Genomic DNA, 25498 nt, shown 5'->3' on the forward strand with positions numbered 1-25498 from the left:
CAGGCAGAGGGAGCGCGCACCCATGGCCAAGCAGAACGTGTCGGAGCAGTTCGTCGACATCCTCGCCCGGGCGGGCGTCAAACGCCTGTACGGGGTGGTCGGCGACAGCCTCAACCCGGTGGTCGACGCCATCCGGCGCAACCCGGACGTCGACTGGATCCAGGTCAGACACGAGGAGACGGCCGCGTTCGCCGCCGGAGCCGAGGCACAGGTCACCGGCGAGCTGGCGGCCTGCGCCGGCTCGTGCGGCCCCGGCAATCTGCACCTCATCAACGGCCTCTACGACGCGCACCGGTCCATGGCCCCCGTGCTGGCCCTCGCCTCGCACATCCCGTCGAGCGAGATCGGCCTCGGCTACTTCCAGGAGACCCATCCGGAGCTGCTCTTCCAGGAGTGCAGCCACTACAACGAGATGATCTCCAACCCGCAGCAGATGCCGCGGCTGCTCCAGACGGCCATTCAGCACGCGATCGGCCGGGGCGGGGTCGCGGTCGTCTCGATGCCCGGCGACGTGGCCTCGCAGCCCGCACCGGAGAAGTCCGTCGAGCACGCCCTGGTCACCTCGCGGCCCTCGGTGCGGCCCGGTGACGCGGAGATCGAGAAGCTCTGCCGGATGGTCGACGAGGCCAAACGGGTGACGCTGTTCTGCGGCAGTGGCACGGCCGGCGCGCACGCCGAGGTCATGGAGTTCGCCGAGCGGGTGAAGGCCCCCGTCGGCCACGCGCTGCGCGGCAAGGAGTGGATCCAGTACGACAACCCGTACGACGTCGGCATGAGCGGGCTGCTTGGCTACGGCGCCGCGTACGAGGCCACCAACGAGTGCGATCTGCTGATCCTGCTCGGCACGGACTTCCCGTACAACGCCTTCCTGCCCACCGACGTGAAGATCGTCCAGGTCGATGTGCGCCCCGAACACCTGGGCCGCCGCTCCAAGCTCGATCTGGCGGTCTGGGGCGATGTCCGCGAGACCCTGCGCTGTCTCACCCCGCGGGTGAAGGCCAAGAGCGACCGCAAGTTCCTCGACCGGATGCTGAAGAAGCACGCGGACGCGCTGGAGGGTGTGATCAGCGCGTACACCCGCAAGGTCGACAAGCACGTCCCGATCCACCCGGAGTACGTGGCGTCGGTCCTGGACGACATCGCGGACGACGACGCGGTGTTCACCGTCGACACCGGCATGTGCAACGTGTGGGCGGCCCGCTATCTGACACCGAACGGCAAACGCCGGGTGATCGGTTCGTTCAGCCACGGCTCGATGGCGAACGCGCTGCCGCAGGCCATCGGCGCCCAGTTCACCGACCGGAACCGCCAGGTCGTGTCGATGTCCGGGGACGGCGGATTCACCATGCTGATGGGGGACTTCCTGACCCTCGTCCAGTACGACCTGCCGGTGAAGGTCGTCCTGTTCAACAACTCCTCGCTGGGCATGGTCGAGCTGGAGATGCTGGTGGCGGGGCTGCCCTCGTTCGGGACGACCAACAAGAACCCGGACTTCGCCGCCGTCGCGCGGGCCTCGGGGGCGTACGGCGTGCGGGTCGAGAAGCCCAAGCAGCTGGAGAGCGCCCTGAAGGACGCCTTCAAGCACAAGGGTCCGGCCCTCGTCGACATCGTCACCGACCCGAACGCGCTCTCCATCCCGCCGCGGATCAGCGCGGACATGGTGACCGGCTTCGCGCTCTCCGCCAGCAAGATCGTGCTGGACGGCGGCGTGGGCCGGATGGTGCAGATGGCCCGGTCCAACCTGCGCAACGTGCCCCGCCCGTAGGGCCTTTGCCTGCTCCGGGCGGGGCGGGGTGCGGTGCCCGCCTAGGCCGGGGTGAGCCGCAGCGTCAGGATCTGGAACGGCCGCAGCGTCAGGACGAGTCCGTGCGCATCGGTCGTCGCCGCGTGCAGCGGCCGTTCCAGCAGGTCGGTGATCTGCGCCGCCACGACGGGGAACGAGACCCGGAGCGTCGTGTCCGCGCGGCCGCCCGCCGACTCGTAGAGCCGGACGATCACATCGCCGCCGCCGTCCTCGGCGAGCTTCACCGACTCCACGGTGACCGCCGGATGCCCCGTCGCCACCAGTGACGGGACCACGGGGGCGACCGCCGCCCGCAGCGGCAGATTGAGCGCCAGGCCCTCGCGCACCGCATCGGTGATCTCCGCGCCGGGCGCGAGCGCGTAGCTGAAGCGGTGCGTGCCGAGGTCCGTCTCCGGGTCCGGGCTGTGCGGGGCGCGCAGCAGCGTCAGCCGTACGGTGGTGCCGAGACCGGCCTCGTGCGGGGTGCGGGTCACCTCGTGCCCGTACGTCGAGTCGTTCAGCAGCGCGACGCCGTACCCCGGCTCCGCGACCCGCAGCCAGCGGTGTGCGCAGATCTCGAAGCGGGCCGCGTCCCAGCCGGTGTTGTCATGGGTGGCCCGGTGGACGTGGCCGAACTGGATCTCGGCCGTGGACCGTTCGGCGTGCACATCGAGCGGGAATGTCGCCTTCAGGACCTTCTCCGACTCCTGCCAGTCCACCTCGGTCTCGATGTCGACCTGCCGGCTGCCCGCCGCCAGCCGGATCTCCTGCACGAGCCGGGACGAGCCGAACACCCGCACCACCCGCACGGCCGCGCGCAGCGGCCCGTCCTCCACCGTCTCGACCGACTCCGCCGCCGTCAGGTCGGTCCGGGAGCGGCGGTAGTGGCGGTCGATGTCCCAGGCGTCCCAGTTGTTGGGGTGGTCCGGGTGCAGCTGGAGGAGGTTGGCCCGGTGCCCGGGGGCCAGCACCTCGCGGCCGGCCGTCAGATCGCGGACCGAGCCGATCAGCCCGTCCCGGTCGACGGTGACGCGCAGCAGGCCGTTGTCGAGCACGGTCCCGCCGTCCCCCGCCCCGTCGACGGTCACCTCCCGCTCCGGAGCCGCCGCACCGTCCAGCAGTCCCGCGCCGAGACCCGGCGACACCGCCAGCACCGCCGTGCGTCCCTCGCCCAGCTGCTGCACCCGCGCCCCGGACGGCAGCACGCCGCTCGCCTCCGCGTCCAGCTCGATCACCTGACTGCGGTCGTACGGAGCCGAGTTGAGGGCGACCAGACCCTGTGCGGCGCCCAGTGCCGTGACCGCGCCCGCCACCAGATCGGCGAGCTCCGCACGGACCTGCTCGTAGGTGTCGCGGGCCTCGCGGTGGACCCAGGCGATCGACGAACCCGGCAGGATGTCGTGGAACTGGTGGAGCAGCACCGTCTTCCAGATCCGGTCCAGCGCCTCGTACGGATAGCGGTAGCCGGGCGCCCTGAGGGCAGCCGTCGTCGCCCACAACTCCGCCTCGCGGAGCAGGTGTTCACTGCGCCGGTTGCCCTGCTTCGTCTTGGCCTGGGTGGTGTACGTGGCCCGGTGCAGCTCCAGGTAGAGCTCACCCGACCAGACCGGTGCCTGGGATCCGTACTCCTCCTCGGCCGCGGCGAAGAACGCGGACGGCCTCTCGATCTCGACCCGCGGCGACCCCTCCAGGTCGGCCAGCCTGCGGGCCTTCTCCAGCATCTCCCGGGTCGGCCCCCCGCCGCCGTCGCCCCAGCCGAACGGCACCAGGGAGCGGGTGGCCCGCCCCTTGTCGCGGAAGTTCCGTTCCGCATGGGCGAGTTCACGGGCGTGGAAGTGTGCGTTGTAGGTGTCGACGGGCGGGAAGTGGGTGAAGACGCGGGTGCCGTCGATCCCCTCCCACCAGAAGGTGTGGTGCGGCATCTCGTTCGTCTGGTTCCACGACAGCTTCTGCGTCAGGAACCACCGGATGCCCGCCAGCCGTGCCAGCTGGGGGAACGCGGCGGTGTAGCCGAAGGAGTCCGGCAGCCAGATCTCCTCGGTCTCCACCCCCAGCTCCTGCTCGAAGAACCGCTTCCCGTGCACGATCTGCCGGGCCAGCGCCTCGCCGCCCGGCATGTTGGCATCGGACTCCACCCACATCGAGCCCACGGGCTCCCACTGGCCGTCCGCCACCGCCCGCACGATCCGCTCCCAGATGTGCGGCTGGTGCTCCTTCACCCAGGCGTACTGCTGGGCCTGCGAACAGGCGAAGACCAGCTCCGGGTAGTCGCGGGCCAGCGCGGTCACGTTGGCGAAGGTGCGCGAGGCCTTGCGCACCGTCTCGCGCAGCGGCCACAGCCACGCCGAATCGATGTGGGCGTGCCCGGCGGCCGAGATCCGGTGCGCGCTCGCCGACGCCGGGCGCGACAGGGCCTCGGCCAGCTCGGCCCGGCCGGCGGCCGCGGTGCCGGACACGTCGTGCAGGTCCAGGGCGTCGAGCATGCGCTCCAGCGCCCGCAGGATCTCGTGGCGCCGCGACCGGTCGGCGGGCAGCTCCCGCATCAGCTCGGACAGCACCTCGATGTCCAGGACCAGGTGCCACACCTCCTCGTCCAGCACCGCGAGGTCCGCGGACGCGAACCGGTACAGCGGTGCGTCGCCCGCCGTGAGGACGTCCCCGAGCGGCGTCGGCACGAAGCCGTGTTCCAGGACGGCGGGGTTGGCCGCCGCCTCCAGCAGCAGGGCGACGGGCTCGCCGCCCGCGGCGGGAGCGCCGACCGTCAGGTGCCGGTTGCGCGGGTGGATCCCCTTGAGCGGCACGCCCTCGGCGTCGTACAGCATCCCCTCCGCCTGGAAGCCGGGCGCCTGACCGGAGAAGCCGGGGTCGACGACCACCTCGACCCGGCGGCCGGCCCACTCGCCGGGCACCGTCCCCTCCAGCCGGAACCAGCTGGTGGACCACGGACCTCCCCACTCCGTGCCCGCGGTGAACGGCTCGTACCGCGCGGCCAGCGCCTCCGTCACCGGAACGGGCTCGCCCGGCGCGTGCCAGACGGTCAGGGCGAGCGGGGTCCGCGCCGCGTACTCGGCGGGGCGGATGAACTGGCGCAGGGCCCGCTCCAGCCGGCCCTCCACCAGTGCGCTGTCGTCGTGCATCGCTGCTCCTCGGGTCGGCACTTGCGCATGGTCAAGGGCTTGCCTTCCCCAGCGGTCCGCGTCCACCCCTCACCGACCGCCGACGACAACCCCGTCGGCCCTGTTCGAAGCGTTGGCGGTGGACGTGACGCATCGTCATATCAATGGTCCGGACGACCTCTTGGCGCCATCAGAGCCATGTGACATATTACTGACGTGTTCACGAAACAGCCTTGGGACGTGGTCGTCGTCGGGGCCGGGGTGGTCGGCGCGGCCTGTGCCCATGACGCCGCCCGGTCCGGACTCTCGGTCGCGGTGGTGGACCGGGGACCGGTCGCCGGCGGCACCACGGGGGCGGGGGAGGGGAACCTCCTGGTCTCCGACAAGCTGCCGGGACCGGAGCTCGACCTGGCTCTCCTCTCCGCCGCGCTCTGGCGCGAGCTGGCCGAACTGCTCCCGACAGCAGTGGAGTTCGAGCAGAAGGGTGGCCTGGTCGTCGCGGCCGGACCCGAGTCGCTGGCCGGACTGACCGCGACCGCGGCCCGTCAGGCGGCGGCAGGGGTGCAGGCCTCGGCGGTCGCTCCGCACGAGCTGCCCGCACTCGAACCGCATCTGGCTCCCGGACTGGCCGGCGGCTTCCTCTACCCGCAGGACGCCCAGGTCCAGCCGGCCCTGGCTGCGGCGCACCTGCTCCGCGCGGCCCGCGACGCCGGCGCGAGCCTGCACCTGGGCCATGCGGTCACCGCCGTGCTGACGGGGCCGAACGGGGCGGTGCGCGGGGTGCGGACCGGTGCGGGCGACCTGCTCGCCCCGGCCGTGGTCAACGCGACGGGCGTCAGGGGCGGGGAACTGGCCGCACTGGCGGGCGTGGAGCTGCCGGTCCTGCCCCGGCGCGGCTTCGTCCTGGTCACCGAGCCGCTGCCGCCCCTGATCAGGCACAAGGTGTACGCCGCGGAGTACGTGGCCGATGTGTCGAGCGCGTCCGCCGCCCTGCAGACCTCGCCCGTGGTGGAGGGCACGCCGTCCGGCCCGGTCCTCATCGGCGCCAGCCGCGAACGGGTCGGATTCGACCGCACGGTGTCCGTCCCGGTGATCAGCCGGCTCGCCGCGGCGGCGGCCGCGCTCTTCCCGGTCCTCGCGGACACCAGCGTCCTGCGGGCGTACCACGGCTTCCGCCCCTATCTGCCCGACCACCTCCCCGCGATCGGCCCCGACCGCCGGGTGCCGGGCCTCTTCCACGCGTGCGGCCACGAGGGCGCGGGGATCGGGCTCGCACCGGCGACGGCGGCGCTGATCACCGCGGCGATCCGCGGGGAGAAGCCCGAGGTCGACCCCGAACCCTTCCGGCCGGACCGCTTCGACGCGGATTTCCGGTCGTCCCCCCGCCCGCAGCCTCCGAACCCTCCGACCGCCGACTGAGCAGGAGTTCCGGTGAGACGTCTCCGCACCCGTACCACCGCACGCACCCCGGCCGGCCTGGCCGGCGCCGAGCCCGGCCCCGGTTTCGAGATCACCTTCGACGGCCGTCCCGTCCGCGCCCTCCCGGGCCAGAGCATCGCGGCCGCACTCTGGGCCGCCTCCATCCTGACCTGGCGCACCACCCGCGTGAACGGGCGGCCGCGCGGCGCCTTCTGCGGGATCGGGTCCTGCTTCGACTGCCTGGCCACGGTCAACGGACGCCCCGGTCAGCGCGCCTGCCTGCTGCCGGCCCGTCCCGGGGACGCCGTCACGACGCAGGAGGGGGACGGGCATGCCGGACTCCACCGCTGAGACACCCGAGACAGCCAGGACAGCCGGGGTATCCGGAACAGGTGAGATCGCCGAGGCCGCAGAGGCTGTTGACGCGGCCGCCCCACACCCCGTCGCCGGGCTCGCCGTGGTGGGAGCCGGCCCCGCCGGGCTGGCAGCGGCCGTCACCGCGGCCGACGCCGGACTCGACGTGCTCCTCCTCGACGCGGCGGACGCACCCGGCGGTCAGTACTACCGCGCTCCCGCCGCCGGCCTCGGCGCCACCCGGCCCGAGGCGCTGCACCACGGCTGGGCCGCGTTCGCCGGACTCACCGCCCGGCTCGGCCGGCACCGCGCGACAGGCCGGATCCGCCACCTCGCCGGACACCAGGTCTGGACCGTCGTACGGACCGGAACGGACTGGACCCTGCACGCCGTCACCGGTACCGAAGGGCGGACAGGGGCCGCACTCCGTGCGCGCCGGCTGCTGATCGCGACCGGTGCCACCGAACGCCAGCTCCCCTTCCCCGGCTGGACCCTGCCGGGAGTCGTCGGCGCGGCCGGGGCGCAGGCCATGCTGAAGTCGGGGCTGGTGCTGCCGGGCCGGCGCGTCGTCGTCGCGGGCAGCGGACCGCTGCTGCAGGCGGTCGCGGTCTCCCTGGCCAGGGCGGGCGCCCGGGTGCCCGCCCTGGTGGAGGCTTCCGGCTATCCGGCCTACGCACGCGCACCTCTGGTGCTCGCCGCCAACCCCGGGCGGCTCCGGGAAGGGCTGCGGCACGGTGCGGCGCTGGCCAGGCACCGGGTGCGGCCGCTGACGCACCGGGCGGTCACCGCCGTCCACGGCACCGACCGGGTGGAAGGTGTCACGGTCAGCCGGCTCGACCGCGACTGGCGTCCGCTGCCGGGGACCGGTCGCCGCATCGACTGCGACACCCTGGCCGTGGGCCACGGCCTGGTGCCCCAGCTCGACCTCGCCGTCGGTCTCGGCTGCGCGACCCGCGGCGGTGCTGACGGCTCGCCCGCGCTGGAGCTCGACGCGGAACTGCGCACCACCGTGCCCGGCGTCTGGGCGGCAGGTGAGACCGGCGGCATCGGAGGGGTTCATCTCGCGTTGATCGAGGGTGAGTTGGCCGCCCTCTCGGTGATCGAGGAGGTCCGGGGTATCCGTGGCGGCCGGGGTGCGGACCGTACGGGCGCGTTGCGCCGGTCCCGGCGCCGGATGCGTGCGTTCGCCGAGCTGATGGGGGCGGTGCACCGGCCGGGACCCGGCTGGACCGCCTGGGCGGACGCGGACACCGAGGTCTGCCGCTGCGAGGAGGTCACCGCCGGTGCGATCCGCACGGCGGTCGGTGAGCTGGGCGCCGGGGACCACCGCACCGTCAAGCTCCTCACCCGCGCCGGGATGGGCTGGTGCCAGGGCCGGACGTGCGGCTTCGCCGTACGGGAACTCGCAGGCGGCGGGAGCGGGTCCGACACCCCGGACCGCCGCGCGCTCGCCTGCCCGGTCCCCCTGTCCGTACTCGCCCGGGCCGCGGACCCCGAGAACACCTGAACACACCCGCCACGTCCCTTTCCACCAGCCCTTTTCTGCTTCCCCTTCCCCTGCCATATCCGAAGGAGCCCTCATGACGACGACGAACGACGCGGTACGCATCAGCCCCTGGCGGGGCGTCATGGTCGCCACCCCGCTGACCCTGCGCGAGGACCGGACGATCGACTTCGACGCGTACGCCGCCCATGTGCGCGACCTGATCGCGGCGGGCTGCGACGGGGTGGTGCCCAACGGCTCGCTGGGGGAGTACCAGACCCTCACGGACCAGGAGCGCGACCAGATCGTACGGGTGGCCGTCGAGGCGGCCGGGGACGGTGCCAGGGTGATGCCCGGCGTCTCCTCGTACGACAGCGCGCAGTCGCGGCGCCGCGCCGAGCAGGCCGCCGAGGCCGGCGCCGGGTCCGTCCTGCTGCTGCCGCCCAACGGATACCCCTGCGAGGACGAGGCGGTTCGCGCGCACTACGCCGAGGTCGCCTCGGTGGGGCTGCCGGTCGTCGCGTACAACAACCCCTTCGACACCAAGGTCGACCTGACGCCGCGGCTGCTGGCCCGGCTCCACGCCGACGGTTCCGTGGTCGCCGTCAAGGAGTTCAGCGGTGACGTCCGCAGGGCCTACGAGATCGCCGAGGAGGCGCCGGGCCTCGACCTGCTCGTCGGGGCCGACGACGTCCTGCTGGAGCTTGCCCTGGCCGGGGCCGTCGGCTGGATCGCCGGCTGCCCCAACATGCTGCCCGCCGGCTGCGTCGCGCTCTACCGGGCCGCCGTGTCCGGCGACATGGACACGGCCCTGCCGCTGTACCGGCGGCTGCACCCGCTGCTGCGCTGGGACTCCAGGCCCGAGTTCGTCCAGGCCATCAAGGCGTCGATGGACATCGTCGGCCGGCACGGCGGGCCCACCCGGCCGCCCCGTCTGCCGCTCGGCGCGGACGCCCTGGCCGCCGTGCGCGCCGCCACCGAGAAGGCGCTCGCCGAAGGACTGGACTGAACCGCCTGCCGTACCGGCCCTGCCCTTGGGCCCTGACCGCACCAGAGACCCGCCGGACGGGATGTCGTCCCGTACCGGCAGGACGACCGAGGGGGACACTTGCGCACGCGTCACATCTTCCACGCCGTCGACTCGCACACCGAGGGCATGCCCACCCGGGTGATCACCGGCGGCATCGGCACGCTCCCCGGGGCCACCATGGCCGAGCGCCGCACGTACTTCATGGCGCACCGGGACGCGGTGCGCACCCTGCTGATGTACGAGCCGCGCGGCCACTCCGCGATGAGCGGGGCCGTCCTGCAGCCGCCCACCCGCCCCGACGCCGACTTCGGGGTCCTGTTCATGGAGGTCTCCGGCTGCCTGCCGATGTGCGGGCACGGCACCATCGGGGTGGCCACCGTCCTGGTGGAGACCGGCATGGTGGAGGTCACCGAACCCGTCACCACGGTGCGGCTGGACACCCCGGCCGGACTGGTGAGCGTCGACGTCCGGGTCGAGGACGGCGCCGCCACCTCCGTCACCCTCACCAACGTCCCCGCATTCAGCGCCGGACTCGGCCTCACGGCGAAGGTTCCCGGCCACGGCCTCGTGCCGTACGACCTCGCGTACGGCGGCAACTTCTACGCGATGGTCCAACTGGACGATCTGGGGCTGCCGTTCGACCGGTCCCGCAAGGACGAGCTGCTGGCCGCCGGACTCGCGCTGATGGACGCCGTCAACGCCACCGACCGCCCGGTACACCCGCTCGACCCCGCGATCCACGGGCTCAAGCACGTCCAGCTGATCGCCCCCGGCTCCGACGCGGTCCGCTCCCGGCACGCCATGGCCATCCACCCCGGCTGGTTCGACCGCTCCCCGTGCGGCACCGGCACCTCCGCGCGCATGGCACAGCTCCACGCCCGGGGCGAACTCGCCCTGGACACCGACTTCGTCAACGAGTCCTTCATCGGCACGGAGTTCACCGGCCGGCTGGTCGCCGAGACCACCGTGGGGCCGCTGCCCGCCGTCGTCCCCACCGTCACCGGCCGCGCCTGGATCACCGGGACCGCACAGTACTTCCTCGACCCGGCGGACCCGTTCCCCGAGGGATTCCTGCTGTGACCCGGGGCCTGCGTCACGGGCAACGTCACATTGTATTCTTGGGCTCCGCACGGTCCTGGAGGAACAGACATGGCCCGCCTGACGTCCCTCAACGTGATCTCGGCGCAGGAGCATCTGCGTGACCAGGTGGCGCACGCGCTGCGGGCCGCACTGATCTCCGGCGAGCTGAAGCCCGGGACCGTCTACTCCGCACCGGCGCTGGCCTCCGAGTTCGGTGTCTCCGCGACACCCGTCCGCGAGGCCATGCTCGACCTGGCCCGGGAGGGCCTGGTCGAGGCGGTCCGTAACAAGGGCTTCCGGATCACCGAGCTGACCGAACAGGACCTCGACGACTTCACCGAACTCCGCGCCATGATCGAGGTCCCCACCGTCGGCAGGATCGCGCGGATGGGTCTCACCCACGAGCTGGAGGCGCTGCGGCCCGTGGCGCTCGAGATCGTCGAGGCGGCGCGCCGGCAGGACATCCTGGGCTATCTGGAGGCGGACCGCCGCTTCCACCTCGCCCTGCTGGCGCTGGCCGGCAACCGCAGGCTGGTCGAGGAGGTCGGCGAACTGCGCAAGCGCTCCCGGTTGTTCGGCCTGAACAGGCTGGCCGAGTCGGGGCAGTTGGTCGCCTCGGCGCAGGAGCACGTACAGCTGCTGGATCTGGTGGTGGCCGGTGACGCCCCCGGGGCAGAGGCCTGCATGCTGGCCCACATGTCCCACGTCCGGTCCCTGTGGGCCGACCGCGCCTGAGACCGGCAGCCGCACAACGGCGCAGGCCGCCGCCCCGCTCGGGGTGGCGGCCTGCGCCGTTGTGACGTCATGTCATCCAGCCGTTGTGGCGTCACCCCATCCGCACCGAAACCTGAATGTGCGCACAGCGCCTTCCTAAGGACATGTGACATGTGCCATTGTACTGACGGTCGCGATTGAGGTCGTGCTCATGTCATGAGCGGTACGCGGATCACCCCGCCCGCCTGCCTCGGCCGCGCCATCCCCCACGCCGCGCAACGTCGCGCGGCACCACACCGCTGGGAGGCGGCACGTGAAGAACCGATCGGTTCGACAGAGATTCACCGGGCTATCCACCGTGGTCCTGGCGGCCTGCCTGGGCGTCGGCCTACTCGCCGCACCGGCCGGGGCCGCCGAACCCCGGCCCACCGCACCGGCGAGCGCATCCGCAAATACCGGAGCCAGTAAGTCCGTTGACACAGGAGGGCCCGCCGCACAGGCCCTCACCGCACCCGTCCAGGACGCCCAGCACATAGGCGGCGCGTCCCGGGACCCCGCCGACCGGGCGCCGCGCACCGCGTCGAAGGACGCGCTGAAGCGCGACTACGACGACCCGGCCTCCGCCGCACCGAGCCACCCGGCCCCCTCGATGAAGGCCAAGGCCCGCTCGGCAGCGAAGGCCGCCGGAATCGCCCCGGCCGCCGCCTGCTCCGTCGCCGACTTCACCAGCCGCACCGGCAGCGCCCTGGTCCAGCAGATCAAGTCCTCGACGACGGACTGCGTCAACACCCTCTTCACGGTCAAGGGCAACGACGGCTACCTCGCCTTCCGCGAGGCCCAGATGGTCTCCGTCGCCGACGCCCTGCGTGCCGGATCGGCCGCGTACCCGGGTGACAGCAGCACCGGAATGCCGCAACTGGTGCTGTTCCTCAGGGCCGGCTACTACGTGCAGTACTACGACCCCGCCACCGTCGGCGACTACGGCGACGCACTCCGCACCGCCATCCAGGGCGGGCTCGACGCCTTCTTCGCCTCCGCTCACGCCTACGACGTCACGGACGCCAACGGGGAAACCCTCTCCGAAGCCGTCATCCTCATCGACAGCGCCGTGCAGAACGCCCGCTACCTGAACGTCGTCAAGCGCCTGCTCGCCGACTACGACTCCTCGTACGACAGCTCCTGGTACATGCTCAACGCCGTCAACAGCGTCTACACGGTGACTTTCCGGGGCCATCAAGTACCCGAGTTCATCAGCGCAGTCGAGGCCGACCCGAGCCTGCTCGACGCGCTCGCCGGCTTCGCCCGCGACCACCTCGGGCTGCTGGGCACGGACCGTTCCTACCTCGCCTCCAACGCCGGACGCGAACTCGGACGCTTCCTCCAGGAGGAGTCGCTGCGGCCCCACGCCCGCCCGCTCGTCGTCGACCTCCTCGGCCGGAGCTCACTGACCGGACCGACCGCACCGCTCTGGGTCGGGCTCGCGGAGATGGCCGACTACTACGACCGGGCCGACTGTGCCACGTACGCCACCTGCGACCTCGCCGCACGGATCAAGAGCGCCGTGCTGCCCGTCACGTACACCTGCAGTGACAGCATCCGCATCCTCGCCCAGCAGATGTCGTCGTCCGACCTCGCGGCGGCCTGCACCAGCCTGAAGGGCCAGGACGCCTACTTCCACGAGGTGGCCCGGGACGGCGGACCCGTCGCCGACGACCACAACACCACCATCGAGGTGGTCGTCTTCGACTCCAGCACCGACTACCAGACGTACGCCGGAGCCATCTACGGCATCGACACCAACAACGGCGGCATGTACCTGGAGGGGGACCCCTCGGCGGCCGGCAACCAGCCGCGGTTCATCGCCTACGAGGCCGAGTGGGTGCGCCCCGAGTTCCAGATCTGGAACCTCAACCACGAGTACACGCACTACCTCGACGGCCGGTTCGACATGGCGGGCGATTTCGAGGACGGCCTCACCACACCGACCATCTGGTGGGTCGAGGGCTTCGCGGAGTTCGTCTCCTACTCCTATCGGGACGTCACCTACGACGACGCCGTCACCCAGGCCGCCGCGCACACCTACACCCTGAGCTCCCTGTTCGACACCACCTACGAGAACGCCGACCAGACCCGCATCTACAACTGGGGCTATCTGGCCGTCCGTTACATGCTCCAGTCGCACCGCGCCGATGTGGACACCCTGCTGGGTCTCTACCGCTCGGGCGACTGGAACGGTGCCCGCACCCTGCTCACCTCGACGATCGGCAGCCGCTACGACGCCGACTGGAACACCTGGCTGACGGCGTGCGCGGCCGGCAGCTGCGGCACCACCACCACCGAGCCGACCGAGCCGTCCGCGGAGTGCACCGCCGCCGACATCCGTGAACTCGGCCAGGACTGCGCCCGCAGCGGACGGACGGCCACCCGGGGCAACTACTCCTACCTGTACATCGACGTCCCCGCCGGAACCGCCCGGCTCACCATCACCACCAGCGGCGGCACGGGCGACGCCGACCTCTACTACAACGCCGACAGCTGGGCCACCACCGGTTCCTACACCGCCAGGGCCACGGGCAGCGGAACCGCCCACACGCTCACGATCGACAACCCGGCGGCAGGGTTCCACTACATCAGTCTGTACGCCGTGCAGGACTTCGGCGGCGCGAAGGTCTCCGTCCGGTACTGACCGGAAGCGGGCCACGGATGCGGCCGACCGCGTCCGTGGCCCTCACAGCAGGCGCAGCGTGCCCGGGTCGGTCTCCTCCCGGACGATCTCCAGCAGCCGGTCGAAGAGCGTCGGCCCCCGGCCCTCCTCCGCCCGGGCCAGCTCCTCGCGGAGCCGCGGCAGACTGCTGACATGGGCACGGGGGAACAGGCCGCGGAGGTAGCGCGCGGTCTCCTCGTGTCCGAGTGCCCGCGCCGACATCTCGTGGTCGCGCCACTCGATGACGAAGTCGTCGTCGTCCGGCGTGCCCATTCCGCCCCGCAGACAGTCCGCGAAGGCGTCGAGCCCCCGGCCGAAGTAGCCGCCGGGCCCGTTCACCGCCTCGCCGATCACGACCCAGAAACTGTCCAGGCCGGTGACCCCGGAGCCGTCGATCACATAGGTCACGGTCATGGGGCGAGCGTACAAGCCGCCGGTCCGGTGATCCGCGCCGCAGGTGGGGGGCTGCGGCGCGGACCGGACCGGGGGGCGGTTCAGCAGCCGTGGTCGACGAGGTCGAACGTCTCGTAGTGGTCGGCGGTGTAGTAGTCCTCCTGGCTCTCCTCACCCGTGACGATGCGCCGCGCACCACGGGTCGGGGAGCCGGGGGTGATCACGGTGTACTCGTGGTAGTAGCCGGTGCTCTGCCCCGGCAGCACACCTTCACGGTTCTGGAAGACGGTGCCGTCCTGGTCGTACGGGAACGGCCCGCCGGCCTCGATGAGATCGAGGGTGTCGTGCGCCTGGGACGGCAGCGCGGAGTAACAGATGCTGCCGACCGAGGTGGTGGCGGCGGTCGCGGTCGCCGCGACGGGGCCGCCGACGAAGAGGACGGACAGGAGGGCGGCGATGCCGCCGAGCGTGGTGATCCGTGGGGGGATTCGCATGCCCACCATGATGACGCGCGTAGATGCGGCCCCGTCAACGCCAAGTCGCAGGAATTTTCGTGAAGTTCACCGGATCGGCGCAGTGCCCGGGTCCCGTGTGGCGGAACGGCCCCCATAGGGGAGGTTTCGCGCTTATTGATGCGTCCGCAAGCGTGACGGGCTGTGGGGTGGGGCATGCATTGCGTGAGGAAGTCCGAGCAGAAGGGGGCGATTCACTGTGTGGGCGGGGGAGACGATGGAGCGTCAGGAACTGGCCAGACTGCATCGCAGACTCGGCCGTGCCGATCTGGCGGCGGTCGCCGAAGTGCGATGTGCGATGCGGGAGTTACTCCGGTACCGATGGAAGGAGGAGCCCGCACAGGTGGCCGAGCTGCTGCTCAGTGAGCTGGTGACCAACGCGCTGGTGCACACGGAGGACGGCGCGGTCGTCGCCGTGAGCGTGGCCCCGCGCAGGCTGCGGGTGGAGGTGCGGGACTTCGTCCCGGGTATGCCCGTGTCGCACGTACCGAACGCCGACGACGGTACGCACGGCCGGGGGCTGATCCTGGTGGAGAGCCTCGCGGACTCCTGGGGGGTCAGCGCGCACGGTCTGGGCAAGGTGGTCTGGTTCGAGCTGGACGGCGAACGGCCCTGACGGTCGGTCTGACCGTCAGGGCCGTATCCCGCAGGATCGTGTGACGATCCATCAGCCGAACTGCTGCTCCAGGTCCTTCAGCTTCTGCTCCAGCGAGTCGAGCCGGGGCAGTGCCTGGGTGTCGTCGTCGTGAGTGAGGTCGACTGCTCTCGGATCAGTCGAGCTCAGCTCCGGAACGTCCCTGGATTTCGGGCCGTTCACGGCTTGCAGGGATGGCCGGGGTCGCAGGGGCAGCTGACCCGGCTCGGATATGGCGGGCTCCGCGACGGACTGTGCGGAGCCCGTCGCGGGGGAGATGGCCTGGACGTCCACCTGGGCGCCGCCCCGGCCGACGCGTCCCCAGGCCCGGTTCTGCCGGTTCAGGGCCTTGATGTGCGCCCGGTCCAGCTTCTCCTGGTCCTTCCTGCGGAGACGGTTCTGCTCCTTCTCCCGGCGGTCCTCGCGAACCTCGTCGACCGCCTCGTCCAGCGTGCGTACGCCTTCCAGGAGCATCAGCGACCAGGCGCCGAAGGTCTCCCGGGGTGCGCGCAGCCAACGCACGATCCGGATCTGCGGCAACGGACGGGGCACCAGGCCCTGTTCGCGCAGCGCGGCCACCCGGGTCTGCTTCAGGGCCCGGTCGAAGAGCACGGCCGCCGAGAGCGACATCCCCGCGAAGAAGTGCGGAGCGCCCGCGTGGTTGAGGCCGCGCGGTGCGTGCACCCAGTTGAACCAGGCGGCGGCCCCGGCGAAGGTCCACACCAGCAGGCGTGAGCCGAGCGCCGCGTCCCCGTGGCTGGCCTCCCGCACCGCCAGGACGGAGCAGAACATCGCGGCCCCGTCGAGGCCGAACGGCACCAGATACTCCCAGCCGTTGGAGAGGCCGAGATTCTGCTGCCCGAAGCCGACGAGCCCGTGGAAGGAGAGGGCGGCGGCGACCGCGGCACAGCAGAACAGCAGAATGTACGAAGCGGTGGCGTAGAGCCCTTCCTTGCGTCTACGCCGTTCCTCGCTGCGTTCCCAGGAGTCGTCGGCTGCCGCGGATGTGTCAGCAGCGCGCTTGCCGCGTGCGACCACCGCCACCGCCGCCATGACCCCCGCGAGCAGCACGGCGGCCGGAAGCAGCCAGTCAAGCGATATGTCGGTCAGTCTCATGCGCGGTCCCTTGCGTCGCGATAGGGCGTTTCGGCCGCCATCGTGCCGGGAATCGGAACACGTCCAGGCCGTTTCGGGGCAAGAGAACGCCAATGGGGTGGCAGAGCCGCCGGATAACCGCGATCTGGTCGAATGCCCGTATGTCGCAGGGGAGTTGTGTTCGATTCGCGCCACTCGTGCGAGCGGCCTCGGTTCTGCGCCGGAGCCAGGGCTGTCCCGCCAGGAATTGTGGGACAGCCCTCAGGGCGCGGGCTACGGCGCGGGCGTCAGCTTCCGGACCCGGTCCGCGTCGCAGGTGCGCGGGCAGGTGACACAGGTGTCCTCGGGCCGCAGCGTGTAGAACATGCAGCAGCTCGCACGGTCGCGGGTGGGCAGTGACTCGCCGTCCGGGCCGGTCAGCTCCCGGAAGCCCGCCGTCCCGACGTACGGCTTCGTGGTGCCCGGCAGGAGCGCCTCCAGCTCCGCCATCGCGCGCCGCTCCTCACCGAGGAGATGGGCGACGTACCAGAGGCCCTCGACGATCTCGTCCGTCGCCATGCCCCACAGGGCCCGCTTGCCGCGCCGCATCCGCGGGCGGAAGCCGTCGAGCACCGGGCCGAGGTGTTCGGCCACGGACGCGAGCACCTCGGCGCGCAGCGCGGCCTCGTCGGCCACCACCCGCGCGCCCGGCAGCCCGGCCGCCGGATCGTCCGGCAGGCAGGCGAATTCCCGCACCCGCACGGTCAGATGGCCCAGTGCCCGCTGGAACGCGACGTCCTCGACCGGGATCCGGGGCACCCGCCGGTGCAGGAACCACGGCACGGTCACCAGCAGGCAGGCCGGCCAGGCGTAGCGGTGCAGTCCGAAGCCGGCGATCACATCGGGCCTGGCCTGCTGCCCGTAGTCCCGGAGCACCTGCGCCTCGTCCCAGGAGAGGAAGGTGTCCAGCGCGCTGCCGCCGGCCGCGAGCTCGTGCGCGCCCACCCAGCCGGAGCCGTCGGGGGAGGGCTCGCCGTCGTCGAGCACCTCGGCACGCAGGCCGGGAAAGACCTCGGCGAGGCGCGCGTACGCGTCGGTGACCGCCGAGGTCGTGGCGCCGGGAAGCAGTGTGGGCAGGGTCATGCAGGGACCACCGAATCGCGATCGTTTGCAGGTAAGCCTTACCTTACCCGAACGGATCGATGTTTGAACTGCAGCCCTGTCCGCCTATCGTGCACACGGGGCGCGGTACTCGCGAGCCGCGCCCGCGACCGGTCGAGGAGGTATCCGTGGAGCAGGGCAGAGCGCGTGAGAGCGCGTGGGCACCGTACGGGCCCGCCGCATCCGTGACCCCCTCCTCGTCCGTCCGGGTGCCCGAACAGGCCCGTGGAGAGCACACCCACAGCGAGCCGCCCGCCCCCCGGGCCCCGGTGCAGCGGCACTCCGTGCGCGGCCAGATCCTGGACGCCCTGCGCGCCGCCCTCGTCGACGGCGAGCTGGTTCCCGGACAGGTCTACTCCGCACCGGCGCTCGGCGCCCGCTTCGGCGTCTCGGCCACCCCGGTGCGCGAGGCGATGCAGCAGCTGGCCGTCGAGGGGGCCGTGGAGGTCGTGCCGAACCGCGGTTTCCGGGTCGCCGAGCGCGGCGCCGGTGAACTGGCGGAGCTGGCCGAGGTGCGGGCACTGATCGAGGTCCCCGTCATGCTGCGGCTCGCCCGCACCGTCCCGCCGGCCGGCTGGTGCGCCCTGCGCCCGCTGGCCGACGCCACCGTCGCCGCGGCCGCCGTGGGGGACCGGGCGAGCTACGCCGAGGCCGACCGGGCCTTCCACGGTGCGGTGCTGGCCCTCGCCGGCAACGCCCAGCTGGTGCTGGTCGCCGACGAGCTGCACCGCCGCTCCCAGTGGCCGCTGGAGGGCAACCCCGTCACCCGGCGCGCCGACCTGCTGGCGGACGCCTCCGAGCACACGGCACTGCTGGACGCGCTGATCGCCCAGGACGTCACCGTCGTCCAGTCACTCGTCCGGGAGCACTTCGCCGGTTCCGGGGGCTGACACCCGGCCCGGGGCCGCCCCCCCCAGGCGCCCCCAGGCCGTCGTCGTCTCAGTTCGCCTCGGCCGTCTCCGGACCCGGCGGGTCCAGGTGCGGTGCCAGCCAGGTCGGCACACCGCCGAGCAGCCGGAACAGCCGGCCCGCCTCGGCCCGCAGCCGGGTCGCCGCCTCCGGCTCGGGCTCCGCGTCGGCCAGGGCGATGAGCGCCGGGGCCGTACCCACCAGGTAGCCGAGCTCCTCCCTTATCCGCAGGGACTCCGCGAAGCCGTGCCGGGCCTCGGCGAGCTCGCCCTCGCGCAGCGCGATCAGGGCCAGGTGGCGCCAGGTGGAGGAGAGCAGCAGCGCGTCGCCCTGGGCGGTCGCGCCCGCGTGGGCCCTGCGGTACGCGGCCCGGGCGGCCTGCGGCGAGTCGGCGATGTTCTGCGCGATCAGGCCCCGCCGGAAGTCCAGCAGCGGACGGCCCGCCGCGGCCGGGGAGAGGAGGGCCGCGGCCCGGCTCAGCGCCACCCGGGCCTCGTCGGCCCGGTCCCGTACCCCGAGCAGCGTCGACGCGTAGGCCAGATAGCCGCGCTCGCAGGCGGCGGCCCCGCGCTCGGCGTCGTCGTGGGCCATGGCCTCGGCGGTGCGCAGCGCGTCCTCCGCCTCCGTCCAGCCCTGTCCGGTGTAGAGACAGCGCTCCGTCAGCAGGGCCGTCCGCTGGAGCGCGGCGGCCGGATCGGTGGCGGCGTCGTGTTCGAGCAGAGCCGCGGCGTCCGTCCAGCAGGCGCGTGAGCGCAACCGCCATACGGCTGTCTGGAGCGGCGGATCGTCATCTGCTGTCGTTCCGGAACCAGACATGGCGGTATACGCCACATTGCCCTCCCCGAGCGCGCCATCGAGCTGTGGAGAGTGTCCGGCCGTCGAGAGGGCGGACGCTCTGAGTCTGGCCGCATCACAGCACGGAATGGCACGCCGGGCCAAGAGGTCGAGACAATGTCAGGTGAAACTTTTCACAATCGACCGGGACCCGCGGGGACGGCCGGGACCCCCGGGAGTCAGCTCATCCGCAGGGCGAGGAAGAAGTCGAGCTTGTCCTCGAGCCGCGAAAGGTCACGCCCCGTCAACTGCTCGATTCGCCCGACCCGGTAGCGCAGCGTGTTGACGTGGAGATGCAGCCGGGCCGCGCAGCGGGTCCAGGAACCGTCGCAGTCCAGGAACGACTCCAGGGTCGGGATCAGCTCCGCGCGGTGCCGCCGGTCGTAGTCCCGCAGCGGGTCGAGCAGGCGTGCGGTGAACGCGCGGCGCACGTCGTCGGGGACGAACGGCAGCAGCAGGACGTGCGAGGCCAGTTCGTGGTGACCGGCCGCGCAGACCCTCCCCGGCCGGGCCGCAGCCACCCGCCGGGCGTGCCGGGCCTCCTCCAGGGCGCCGCGCAGCCCCTCGGGCGAATGCACCGAAGCACTGACACCCAGTGTCAGGCGGCCGTCGTCGGCGAGACCCGCGGAGAGCGGGGTGCGGACTGCGGCCAGCAGGGCGTCGGCGTGCAGCGCGGGATCGTCGGCCCCGGCGTCGTCGGCGGCGCCGTCGTCCGCGTCCGCCGGCGGCGCCGGCGCGGCGGGCAGCGGCACGAGCGCGATGGCCTCGTCACCCGTATGGGCGACCGCGATCCGGTCGGCCGAATCCGGCCCGGTCACGGCCGGGTCGACCAGGATCTCCTCCAGCAGCGCCTGGGCGACCGGGCCGCCCGCGATCCCGGAACCGCTGCCGCCGGGCGCGCCGTCCTCGTCCCACTCGACCCGGGCCACCACGACCTGCCAGTGCGGAGCGGTGCCGAGACCCGGCAGCAGCACCGGGGCGGCGACCCGCAGCCGGGCGGCGATCTCGGCGGGCGGGGCACCGGCCTGGACCAGCTCCAGGACCTCCTGGGCGAGCCTGCGGCGCACCGTACGGGCCGCGTCGCGCCGGTCCCGCTCGACCGCGATCAGCTGGGTGACCCCCTGGAGGAGGTCGAGCCGGGCCGCCGGCCAGTCGCCCGCGTCGGCCTCGACGGCCAGCAGCCAGTCGGAGAGCACCGACTCCCGGACATCACGGGAGGCCGGCACGGCTCCCCGGCCGTTGTTCCGGATCGGGAAGAGCGAATACGTCACCCCGCCGATCGTCGCCCGGTGCGGGGCGCGGCGGCCGGAGCGGACCGCGGCCAGGTGCAGCCCGGCCAGTTCCGCACCCAGCGGGCCGGGCAGCGGCGCGCCGGCGCCCGCGATCTGCCGGCCGGTGGGCGAGAGCACCCAGGCGTGCAGGTCCAGGTCGGAGCCGAGCAGATCGAGGACGACTTCCGGCCCGCCGCCCGCCGGACCCGAGGTCATCAGCCTGCGGTGCCGGTCGACGACCGCCGCCAGGTCACCGGCCCGCTCGCCGGACACCTGCCGCACCACATGCTCGGTGATCGTTGCGAACGCGACGGTCTCATGGACGGCGAAGAGCGGCAGCCGGTGGTGGCGGCACGCCTCCACCAGATCGTCCGGAATGGCACCGAGCTCCGCCTCGCCCGCCGCGAGCCCGGCCACCCCGGCGCCGGAGAGGATTCGTACGAACGGCTCCGAGTCCGTCGCGTCCCGGTGCCAGGCCAGGCCGGTCAGGACCAGCTCACCGCCCGTGAGGTAGCGGCTGGGGTCCCGCAGGTCGGTGGTCATCACGCCACGGACCGTCCGGTCCAACTCCTCGTCGTCGCCGAGCAGCCGCAGGCCCAGCGCGTCGGTCTCCAGCAGTGCGCGCAGCCGCATCTCGTCGCCGCCGTTCTCTTTCGTTGGTGCGGGGGAAAACTGGGTATTGCGGCGAGGTAACCGTTCCCCGCCATTCGTTCGAATCTACAAGACGAGGGCGAAGACCAGCCAACTCCTTCATGGTTTCGGTGACTGCACCAGGTGGAGCAGGGCTTGTGTACTGGGCCACACACCGCGTTAACAACACATGAACGACCAGTCGAGGGCCGGCCGTCTCCAGCCCCCAGTGAACGACCCGATTGAGAAGAAGAGAGCCACTCATGGACTTCCTTCGCCCCGCCAGCTGGGAGGAGGCGCTCGCCGCCAAGGCCGAGCACCCTACGGCTGTGCCCATCGCGGGCGGCACCGATGTGATGGTCGAGATCAATTTCGACCACCGGCGGCCCGAGTACCTCCTGGACCTGAACCGCATCGGTGACCTGTCCGAGTGGGAGGTGGGCCAGGAGAGCGTACGGCTCGGCGCCTCTGTCCCGTACAGCGCCATCATGGAGCACCTGCGCACCGAGCTGCCCGGACTGGCGCTCGCCTCGCACACCGTCGCCTCGCCGCAGATCCGCAACCGCGGCGGCGTCGGCGGCAACCTCGGCACCGCGTCACCCGCCGGTGACGCCCACCCGGCCCTGCTCGCCGCGGGCGCCGAGGTCGAGGCCGAGTCCGTCCGCGGCATCCGGATGATCCCCATCGACGCCTTCTACACCGGCGTCAAGCGCAACGCCCTGGAGCCGGACGAGCTGATCCGGGCCGTGCACATCAAGAAGGCCGACGGGCCGCAGCAGTACTCCAAGGTCGGCACCCGCAACGCGATGGTCATCGCCGTCTGCGCCTTCGGCCTGGCACTGCACCCGGAGACCCGCACCGTCCGCACCGGCATCGGATCCGCCGCCCCGACACCCGTACGGGCGAAGGAGGCGGAGGAGTTCCTGAACGCCGCGCTGGAAGAGGGCGGGTTCTGGGACAGCCGCACGATCATCACGCCGTCCGTCGCCAAGCAGTTCGCCACGCTCGCCGCGGCCGCCTGCAACCCGATCGACGACGTGCGCGGCACCGCGAGCTACCGCCGGCACGCGGTCGGGATCATGGCCCGCCGGACCCTCGGCTGGACCTGGGAGTCGTACCGCGGCAACGGCCGCAGCACCGAAGGAGCTGCCTGATCATGCGCGTCAATTTCACGGTCAACGGCCGACGTCACGAGGCCGACGACGTCTGGGAGGGCGAGTCCCTCCTGTACGTCCTGCGTGAGCGGATGGGCCTGCCCGGCTCCAAGAACGCCTGCGAGCAGGGCGAGTGCGGCTCCTGCACGGTCCGCCTCGACGGGGTCCCGGTCTGTTCCTGTCTGGTCGCGGCCGGCCAGGTCGAGGGCCGCGACGTCGTCACCGTCGAAGGCCTCGCCGACTTCGCCGCCCACCGCACCGAGGCCCACCCCGGCACCGGCTGCGCGTCGGGCGCCTGCGGCACCACGGTCGACAAGGCACAGCGGTGGAAGGCCAAGCCGTCCGCCGAGGAGACCCGCGACACCGGTGAACTCTCCCCGATCCAGCAGGCGTTCATCGACGCCGGAGCCGTCCAGTGCGGTTTCTGCACCCCCGGACTGCTGGTCGCCGCCGACGAGCTGCTCGAGCGCACCCCGGAGCCGTCCGACGCGGACATCCGCGAGGCGCTCTCCGGCAACCTCTGCCGCTGCACCGGCTACGAGAAGATCCTCGACGCGGTCCGCCTCGCGGCCGCCCGCGCGGAAGAAACGGTCTAGACGATGGGCGTTACCGGTTCCCCCACCAATATCAACCAGGGCACCCGCACCAAGGGCGGCATCGGCGAGTCCACGCTGCGCCCGGACGGAATCCTGAAGGTCACCGGCGAGTTCGCGTACTCCTCGGACATGTGGCACGAGGACATGCTCTGGGGCCACACCCTGCGCTCCACCGTCGCGCACGCCGAGATCGTCTCGATCGACACCTCCGAGGCGCTCGCCACCTCGGGCGTCTACGCCGTGCTCACCTACGACGACCTGCCGACCGCGGTGAAGAACTACGGCCTGGAGTACCAGGACACCCCCGTCCTCGCCAACGGCAGGGTCCGCCACCACGGCGAGCCGGTGGCGATCGTCGCCGCCGACCACCCGGAGACGGCCCGCCGGGCCGCGGCGAAGATCAGGATCGACTACCGCGAGCTCCCGGTCATCACCGACGAGGCCTCCGCGACCGCCCCCGACGCGATCGTCCTCCACGAGGGCCGCGACGACCACCACGCCGGCGAGGTGCCGCACCCCAACATCGTGCACCGGCAGCCGATCGTCCGCGGCGACGCGGAGGCCGCGAAGGCCCGTGCCGACGTCGTGGTCAGCGGCGAGTACGTCTTCGGCATGCAGGACCAGGCCTTCCTCGGCCCCGAGTCCGGTCTCGCCGTGCCCTCCGAGGACGGCGGCGTCGACCTGTACGTCGCCACCCAGTGGCTGCACTCCGACCTCCGCCAGATCGCCCCCGTCCTCGGCCTGCCCGAGGACAAGGTCCGCATGACGCTCTCCGGCGTCGGCGGTGCCTTCGGCGGCCGCGAGGACCTGTCGATGCAGATCCACGCCTGCCTGCTGGCGCTGCGCACCGGCAAGCCGGTCAAGATCGTCTACAACCGTTTCGAGTCCTTCTTCGGGCACGTCCACCGCCACCCCGCCAAGCTCTGGTACGAGCACGGCGCCACCCGTGACGGCAAGCTCACCCACATGAAGTGCCGCATCGTGCTGGACGGCGGGGCCTACGCCTCCGCCTCCCCGGCCGTCGTCGGCAACGCCTCCTCGCTGGCGGTCGGCCCGTACGTCATCGAGGACGTCGACATCGAGGCGCTCGCGCTCTACACCAACAACCCGCCGTGCGGGGCGATGCGTGGCTTCGGCGCCGTCCAGGCCTGCTTCGCCTACGAGGCGCAGATGGACAAGGTCGCCGCCGAACTCGGCATGGACCCCGTCGAGTTCAGGCAGCTCAACGCCATGGAGCAGGGCACCCTGCTGCCGACCGGCCAGGTGGTCGACTCGCCCGCCCCGGTCGCCGAGCTGCTGCGCCGGGTCAAGGCCAGGCCGCTGCCGCCCGAGCGCCAGTGGGAGACCGCCGGCGAGCACGCCGACGTCCGCGCGCTGCCCGGCGGACTCTCCAACACCACCCACGGCGAGGGCGTCGTGCGCGGTGTCGGCTACGCGGTCGGCCTGAAGAACGTCGGCTTCTCCGAGGGCTTCGACGACTACTCCACCGCCCGGGTGCGCATGGAGGTCATCGGCGGCGAACCCGTCGCGACCGTGCACACCGCGATGGCGGAGGTCGGCCAGGGCGGCGTCACCGTGCACGCCCAGATCGCCCGGACCGAACTCGGCGTCTCCCAGGTCACCATCCACCCGGCCGACACCCGCGTCGGCTCGGCGGGCTCCACCTCGGCCTCCCGGCAGACGTACGTCACCGGCGGCGCCGTGAAGAACTCCTGCGAGGCCGTCCGGGAACAGGTCCTGGAGATCGGCCGCCGCAAGTTCGGTACGTACCACCCCGCCTGGGCCACCGCCGAACTCCTCCTGGAGGGCGGCAAGGTCGTCACCGACGGCGGCGAGGTGCTGGCCGATCTGGTCGACGTACTGGAGGAGGAGGCGGTCGACGTCGAGCTGGAGTGGCGCCACCGGCCCACCGAGGCCTTCGACCTGCGCACCGGACAGGGCAACGGCCACGTCCAGTACTCCTTCGCCGCGCACCGCGCGGTCGTCGAGGTCGACACCGAACTCGGCCTGGTCAAGGTCATCGAACTGGCCTGCGCCCAGGACGTCGGGAAGGCGCTCAACCCGCTCTCCGTCCTCGGCCAGATCCAGGGCGGCACCCTCCAGGGCATGGGCGTCGCCGTGATGGAGGAGATCATCGTCGACCCGAAGACCGCGAAGGTGCGCAACCCGTCCTTCACGGACTACCTGCTGCCCACCATCCTCGACACCCCGACCATCCCGGTCGACGTGCTCGAACTCGCCGACGAACACGCCCCGTACGGGCTCCGTGGCATCGGCGAGGCCCCCACCCTGTCGTCCACCCCGGCCGTCCTCGCGGCGATCCGGAACGCGACGGGACTGGAGCTCAACAGGACGCCGGTACGACCCGAGCACCTCACCGGCACCTGACCGGAGCTCCTCCACAGCTCTCCGGGCGGTGCGCGCCTCCAGGGAACGTCACACTTCCTCCGCCCGCACCGCCCGGAGAACCCAAGTTCCGCACCGCTCGCGGCCCTTGAACAGTCCCACCGCTGTACCCGTTCTCTCCACTCCGCATGAACAGTTCGTCTCGGGCCGTCCCCCGGGTCGTGCCGCCAGCGCAGTCATCCCAAATCCCGCATTTCGATTCTCCATCGCGGGTGCCCCTGTGAACCTTGGGAGTCAGGCA

The 25498-nt window shown here is 72.0% G+C and carries 20 protein-coding genes; 13 read left to right on the plus strand and 7 right to left on the minus strand.

Features of this window, described 5'->3' with window-relative positions; all coding sequences use genetic code 11:
* Positions 1–22: 22 nt before the first annotated feature.
* Positions 23–1765 carry a pyruvate dehydrogenase gene (locus OG408_RS31680; RefSeq protein ID WP_266784349.1) on the plus strand — a complete coding sequence of 581 codons (1743 nt, stop codon included), beginning with the start codon at positions 23–25 and terminating at the stop codon, positions 1763–1765.
* A gap of 41 nt (positions 1766–1806) precedes the next feature.
* On the opposite strand, the gene OG408_RS31685 is transcribed toward OG408_RS31680, so the two are convergent.
* Positions 1807–4920 carry an alpha-mannosidase gene (locus OG408_RS31685; protein WP_326673285.1) on the minus strand — a complete coding sequence of 1038 codons (3114 nt, stop codon included), beginning with the start codon at positions 4918–4920 and terminating at the stop codon, positions 1807–1809.
* A gap of 195 nt (positions 4921–5115) precedes the next feature.
* On the opposite strand from OG408_RS31685, the gene OG408_RS31690 reads away from it, so the two are divergent.
* The 7 genes from OG408_RS31690 to OG408_RS31720 all read left to right on the plus strand — a co-directional run bounded on the left by OG408_RS31690 (position 5116) and on the right by OG408_RS31720 (position 13665).
* A complete protein-coding gene (locus OG408_RS31690) occupies positions 5116–6318 on the plus strand; it encodes an NAD(P)/FAD-dependent oxidoreductase (protein WP_326673287.1) in 1203 nt (400 codons plus the stop codon).
* Positions 6319–6330: 12 nt separating this feature from the next.
* Complete coding sequence (locus OG408_RS31695) at positions 6331–6669, plus strand: (2Fe-2S)-binding protein (protein ID WP_326673289.1); 339 nt, start codon at positions 6331–6333, stop codon at positions 6667–6669.
* The gene (locus OG408_RS31700) at positions 6650–8179 is read left to right on the plus strand and encodes an NAD(P)/FAD-dependent oxidoreductase (protein ID WP_326673291.1); all 1530 of its coding nucleotides are present in this window, start codon (positions 6650–6652) and stop codon (positions 8177–8179) included. Before OG408_RS31695 ends, OG408_RS31700 begins: the two co-directional genes overlap by 20 nt.
* A gap of 73 nt (positions 8180–8252) precedes the next feature.
* Entirely contained in the window at positions 8253–9164 is a 912-nt protein-coding gene (locus OG408_RS31705) for a dihydrodipicolinate synthase family protein (RefSeq protein WP_266784359.1), read from the plus strand.
* 99 nt (positions 9165–9263) lie between these two features.
* Positions 9264–10265 carry a proline racemase family protein gene (locus tag OG408_RS31710; RefSeq protein ID WP_266784361.1) on the plus strand — a complete coding sequence of 334 codons (1002 nt, stop codon included), beginning with the start codon at positions 9264–9266 and terminating at the stop codon, positions 10263–10265.
* 69 nt (positions 10266–10334) lie between these two features.
* Positions 10335–11000 carry a GntR family transcriptional regulator gene (locus OG408_RS31715; protein ID WP_266784363.1) on the plus strand — a complete coding sequence of 222 codons (666 nt, stop codon included), beginning with the start codon at positions 10335–10337 and terminating at the stop codon, positions 10998–11000.
* 292 nt (positions 11001–11292) lie between these two features.
* Complete coding sequence (locus OG408_RS31720; RefSeq protein WP_326673294.1) at positions 11293–13665, plus strand: M9 family metallopeptidase; 2373 nt, start codon at positions 11293–11295, stop codon at positions 13663–13665.
* 42 nt (positions 13666–13707) lie between these two features.
* Here the strand turns inward: OG408_RS31720 and OG408_RS31725 are convergent, their stop codons facing one another.
* Together OG408_RS31725 and OG408_RS31730 are read right to left on the minus strand one after the other, a co-directional pair.
* Positions 13708–14097: a barstar family protein gene (locus OG408_RS31725; protein ID WP_326673295.1), complete on the minus strand. Its 390-nt coding sequence runs from the start codon at positions 14095–14097 to the stop codon at positions 13708–13710.
* An 80-nt stretch (positions 14098–14177) separates the two neighbouring features.
* Positions 14178–14570 carry a ribonuclease domain-containing protein gene (locus OG408_RS31730; RefSeq protein ID WP_266784369.1) on the minus strand — a complete coding sequence of 131 codons (393 nt, stop codon included), beginning with the start codon at positions 14568–14570 and terminating at the stop codon, positions 14178–14180.
* A 235-nt stretch (positions 14571–14805) separates the two neighbouring features.
* On the opposite strand from OG408_RS31730, the gene OG408_RS31735 reads away from it, so the two are divergent.
* On the plus strand, positions 14806–15204 hold the full coding sequence (locus tag OG408_RS31735) for an ATP-binding protein (protein ID WP_326673297.1): 399 nt from the start codon (positions 14806–14808) through the stop codon (positions 15202–15204).
* 51 nt (positions 15205–15255) lie between these two features.
* Here OG408_RS31735 and OG408_RS31740 read toward each other — a convergent pair whose 3' ends face one another.
* Together OG408_RS31740 and OG408_RS31745 are read right to left on the minus strand one after the other, a co-directional pair.
* A complete protein-coding gene (locus OG408_RS31740; protein WP_326673299.1) occupies positions 15256–16338 on the minus strand; it encodes a DUF2637 domain-containing protein in 1083 nt (360 codons plus the stop codon).
* A gap of 252 nt (positions 16339–16590) precedes the next feature.
* Positions 16591–17439, minus strand: coding sequence for a (2Fe-2S)-binding protein (locus OG408_RS31745; protein ID WP_266784375.1), 849 nt, complete (start codon positions 17437–17439; stop codon positions 16591–16593).
* A gap of 146 nt (positions 17440–17585) precedes the next feature.
* Between OG408_RS31745 and OG408_RS31750 the strand changes: the two genes are divergently transcribed.
* Positions 17586–18347 carry a GntR family transcriptional regulator gene (locus OG408_RS31750; RefSeq protein ID WP_266784377.1) on the plus strand — a complete coding sequence of 254 codons (762 nt, stop codon included), beginning with the start codon at positions 17586–17588 and terminating at the stop codon, positions 18345–18347.
* Between the two features lie 49 nt (positions 18348–18396).
* Here OG408_RS31750 and OG408_RS31755 read toward each other — a convergent pair whose 3' ends face one another.
* Both OG408_RS31755 and OG408_RS31760 read right to left on the minus strand, forming a co-directional pair.
* Positions 18397–19182 carry a hypothetical protein gene (locus OG408_RS31755; protein ID WP_266784379.1) on the minus strand — a complete coding sequence of 262 codons (786 nt, stop codon included), beginning with the start codon at positions 19180–19182 and terminating at the stop codon, positions 18397–18399.
* A 197-nt stretch (positions 19183–19379) separates the two neighbouring features.
* Positions 19380–21104: a PucR family transcriptional regulator gene (locus OG408_RS31760; RefSeq protein ID WP_266784382.1), complete on the minus strand. Its 1725-nt coding sequence runs from the start codon at positions 21102–21104 to the stop codon at positions 19380–19382.
* A gap of 260 nt (positions 21105–21364) precedes the next feature.
* Here OG408_RS31760 and OG408_RS31765 point away from each other — a divergent pair, with 260 nt between their 5' ends.
* From OG408_RS31765 to OG408_RS31775, 3 genes are read left to right on the plus strand one after another with little or no spacing between them, the layout of a single operon-like run.
* Positions 21365–22255: an FAD binding domain-containing protein gene (locus OG408_RS31765; protein ID WP_266784384.1), complete on the plus strand. Its 891-nt coding sequence runs from the start codon at positions 21365–21367 to the stop codon at positions 22253–22255.
* A 2-nt stretch (positions 22256–22257) separates the two neighbouring features.
* Complete coding sequence (locus OG408_RS31770; protein ID WP_266784386.1) at positions 22258–22851, plus strand: (2Fe-2S)-binding protein; 594 nt, start codon at positions 22258–22260, stop codon at positions 22849–22851.
* Between the two features lie 3 nt (positions 22852–22854).
* Positions 22855–25239 (plus strand): xanthine dehydrogenase family protein molybdopterin-binding subunit, encoded by a 2385-nt coding sequence (locus OG408_RS31775; RefSeq protein ID WP_285565884.1) that lies wholly within the window; start codon positions 22855–22857, stop codon positions 25237–25239.
* The last annotated feature ends 259 nt before the right edge of the window (positions 25240–25498 follow it).

Origin of the sequence: Streptomyces sp. NBC_01257, assembly GCF_035917255.1 — a bacterium.
In the GTDB taxonomy this organism is placed as follows: domain Bacteria; phylum Actinomycetota; class Actinomycetes; order Streptomycetales; family Streptomycetaceae; genus Streptomyces.

Coding starts and splice junctions, on each gene's coding strand:
- OG408_RS31685 (WP_326673285.1), bottom strand. CDS start 4,920: ATGCACGACGACAGCGCACTGGTGGAGGGCCGGCTGGAGCGGGCCCTG.
- OG408_RS31765 (WP_266784384.1), top strand. CDS start 21,365: ATGGACTTCCTTCGCCCCGCCAGCTGGGAGGAGGCGCTCGCCGCCAAG.
- OG408_RS31700 (WP_326673291.1), top strand. CDS start 6,650: ATGCCGGACTCCACCGCTGAGACACCCGAGACAGCCAGGACAGCCGGG.
- OG408_RS31730 (WP_266784369.1), bottom strand. CDS start 14,570: ATGCGAATCCCCCCACGGATCACCACGCTCGGCGGCATCGCCGCCCTC.
- OG408_RS31680 (WP_266784349.1), top strand. CDS start 23: ATGGCCAAGCAGAACGTGTCGGAGCAGTTCGTCGACATCCTCGCCCGG.
- OG408_RS31745 (WP_266784375.1), bottom strand. CDS start 17,439: ATGACCCTGCCCACACTGCTTCCCGGCGCCACGACCTCGGCGGTCACC.
- OG408_RS31735 (WP_326673297.1), top strand. CDS start 14,806: ATGGAGCGTCAGGAACTGGCCAGACTGCATCGCAGACTCGGCCGTGCC.
- OG408_RS31775 (WP_285565884.1), top strand. CDS start 22,855: ATGGGCGTTACCGGTTCCCCCACCAATATCAACCAGGGCACCCGCACC.
- OG408_RS31715 (WP_266784363.1), top strand. CDS start 10,335: ATGGCCCGCCTGACGTCCCTCAACGTGATCTCGGCGCAGGAGCATCTG.
- OG408_RS31740 (WP_326673299.1), bottom strand. CDS start 16,338: ATGAGACTGACCGACATATCGCTTGACTGGCTGCTTCCGGCCGCCGTG.
- OG408_RS31705 (WP_266784359.1), top strand. CDS start 8,253: ATGACGACGACGAACGACGCGGTACGCATCAGCCCCTGGCGGGGCGTC.
- OG408_RS31755 (WP_266784379.1), bottom strand. CDS start 19,182: ATGTCTGGTTCCGGAACGACAGCAGATGACGATCCGCCGCTCCAGACA.
- OG408_RS31725 (WP_326673295.1), bottom strand. CDS start 14,097: ATGACCGTGACCTATGTGATCGACGGCTCCGGGGTCACCGGCCTGGAC.
- OG408_RS31770 (WP_266784386.1), top strand. CDS start 22,258: ATGCGCGTCAATTTCACGGTCAACGGCCGACGTCACGAGGCCGACGAC.
- OG408_RS31760 (WP_266784382.1), bottom strand. CDS start 21,104: ATGCGGCTGCGCGCACTGCTGGAGACCGACGCGCTGGGCCTGCGGCTG.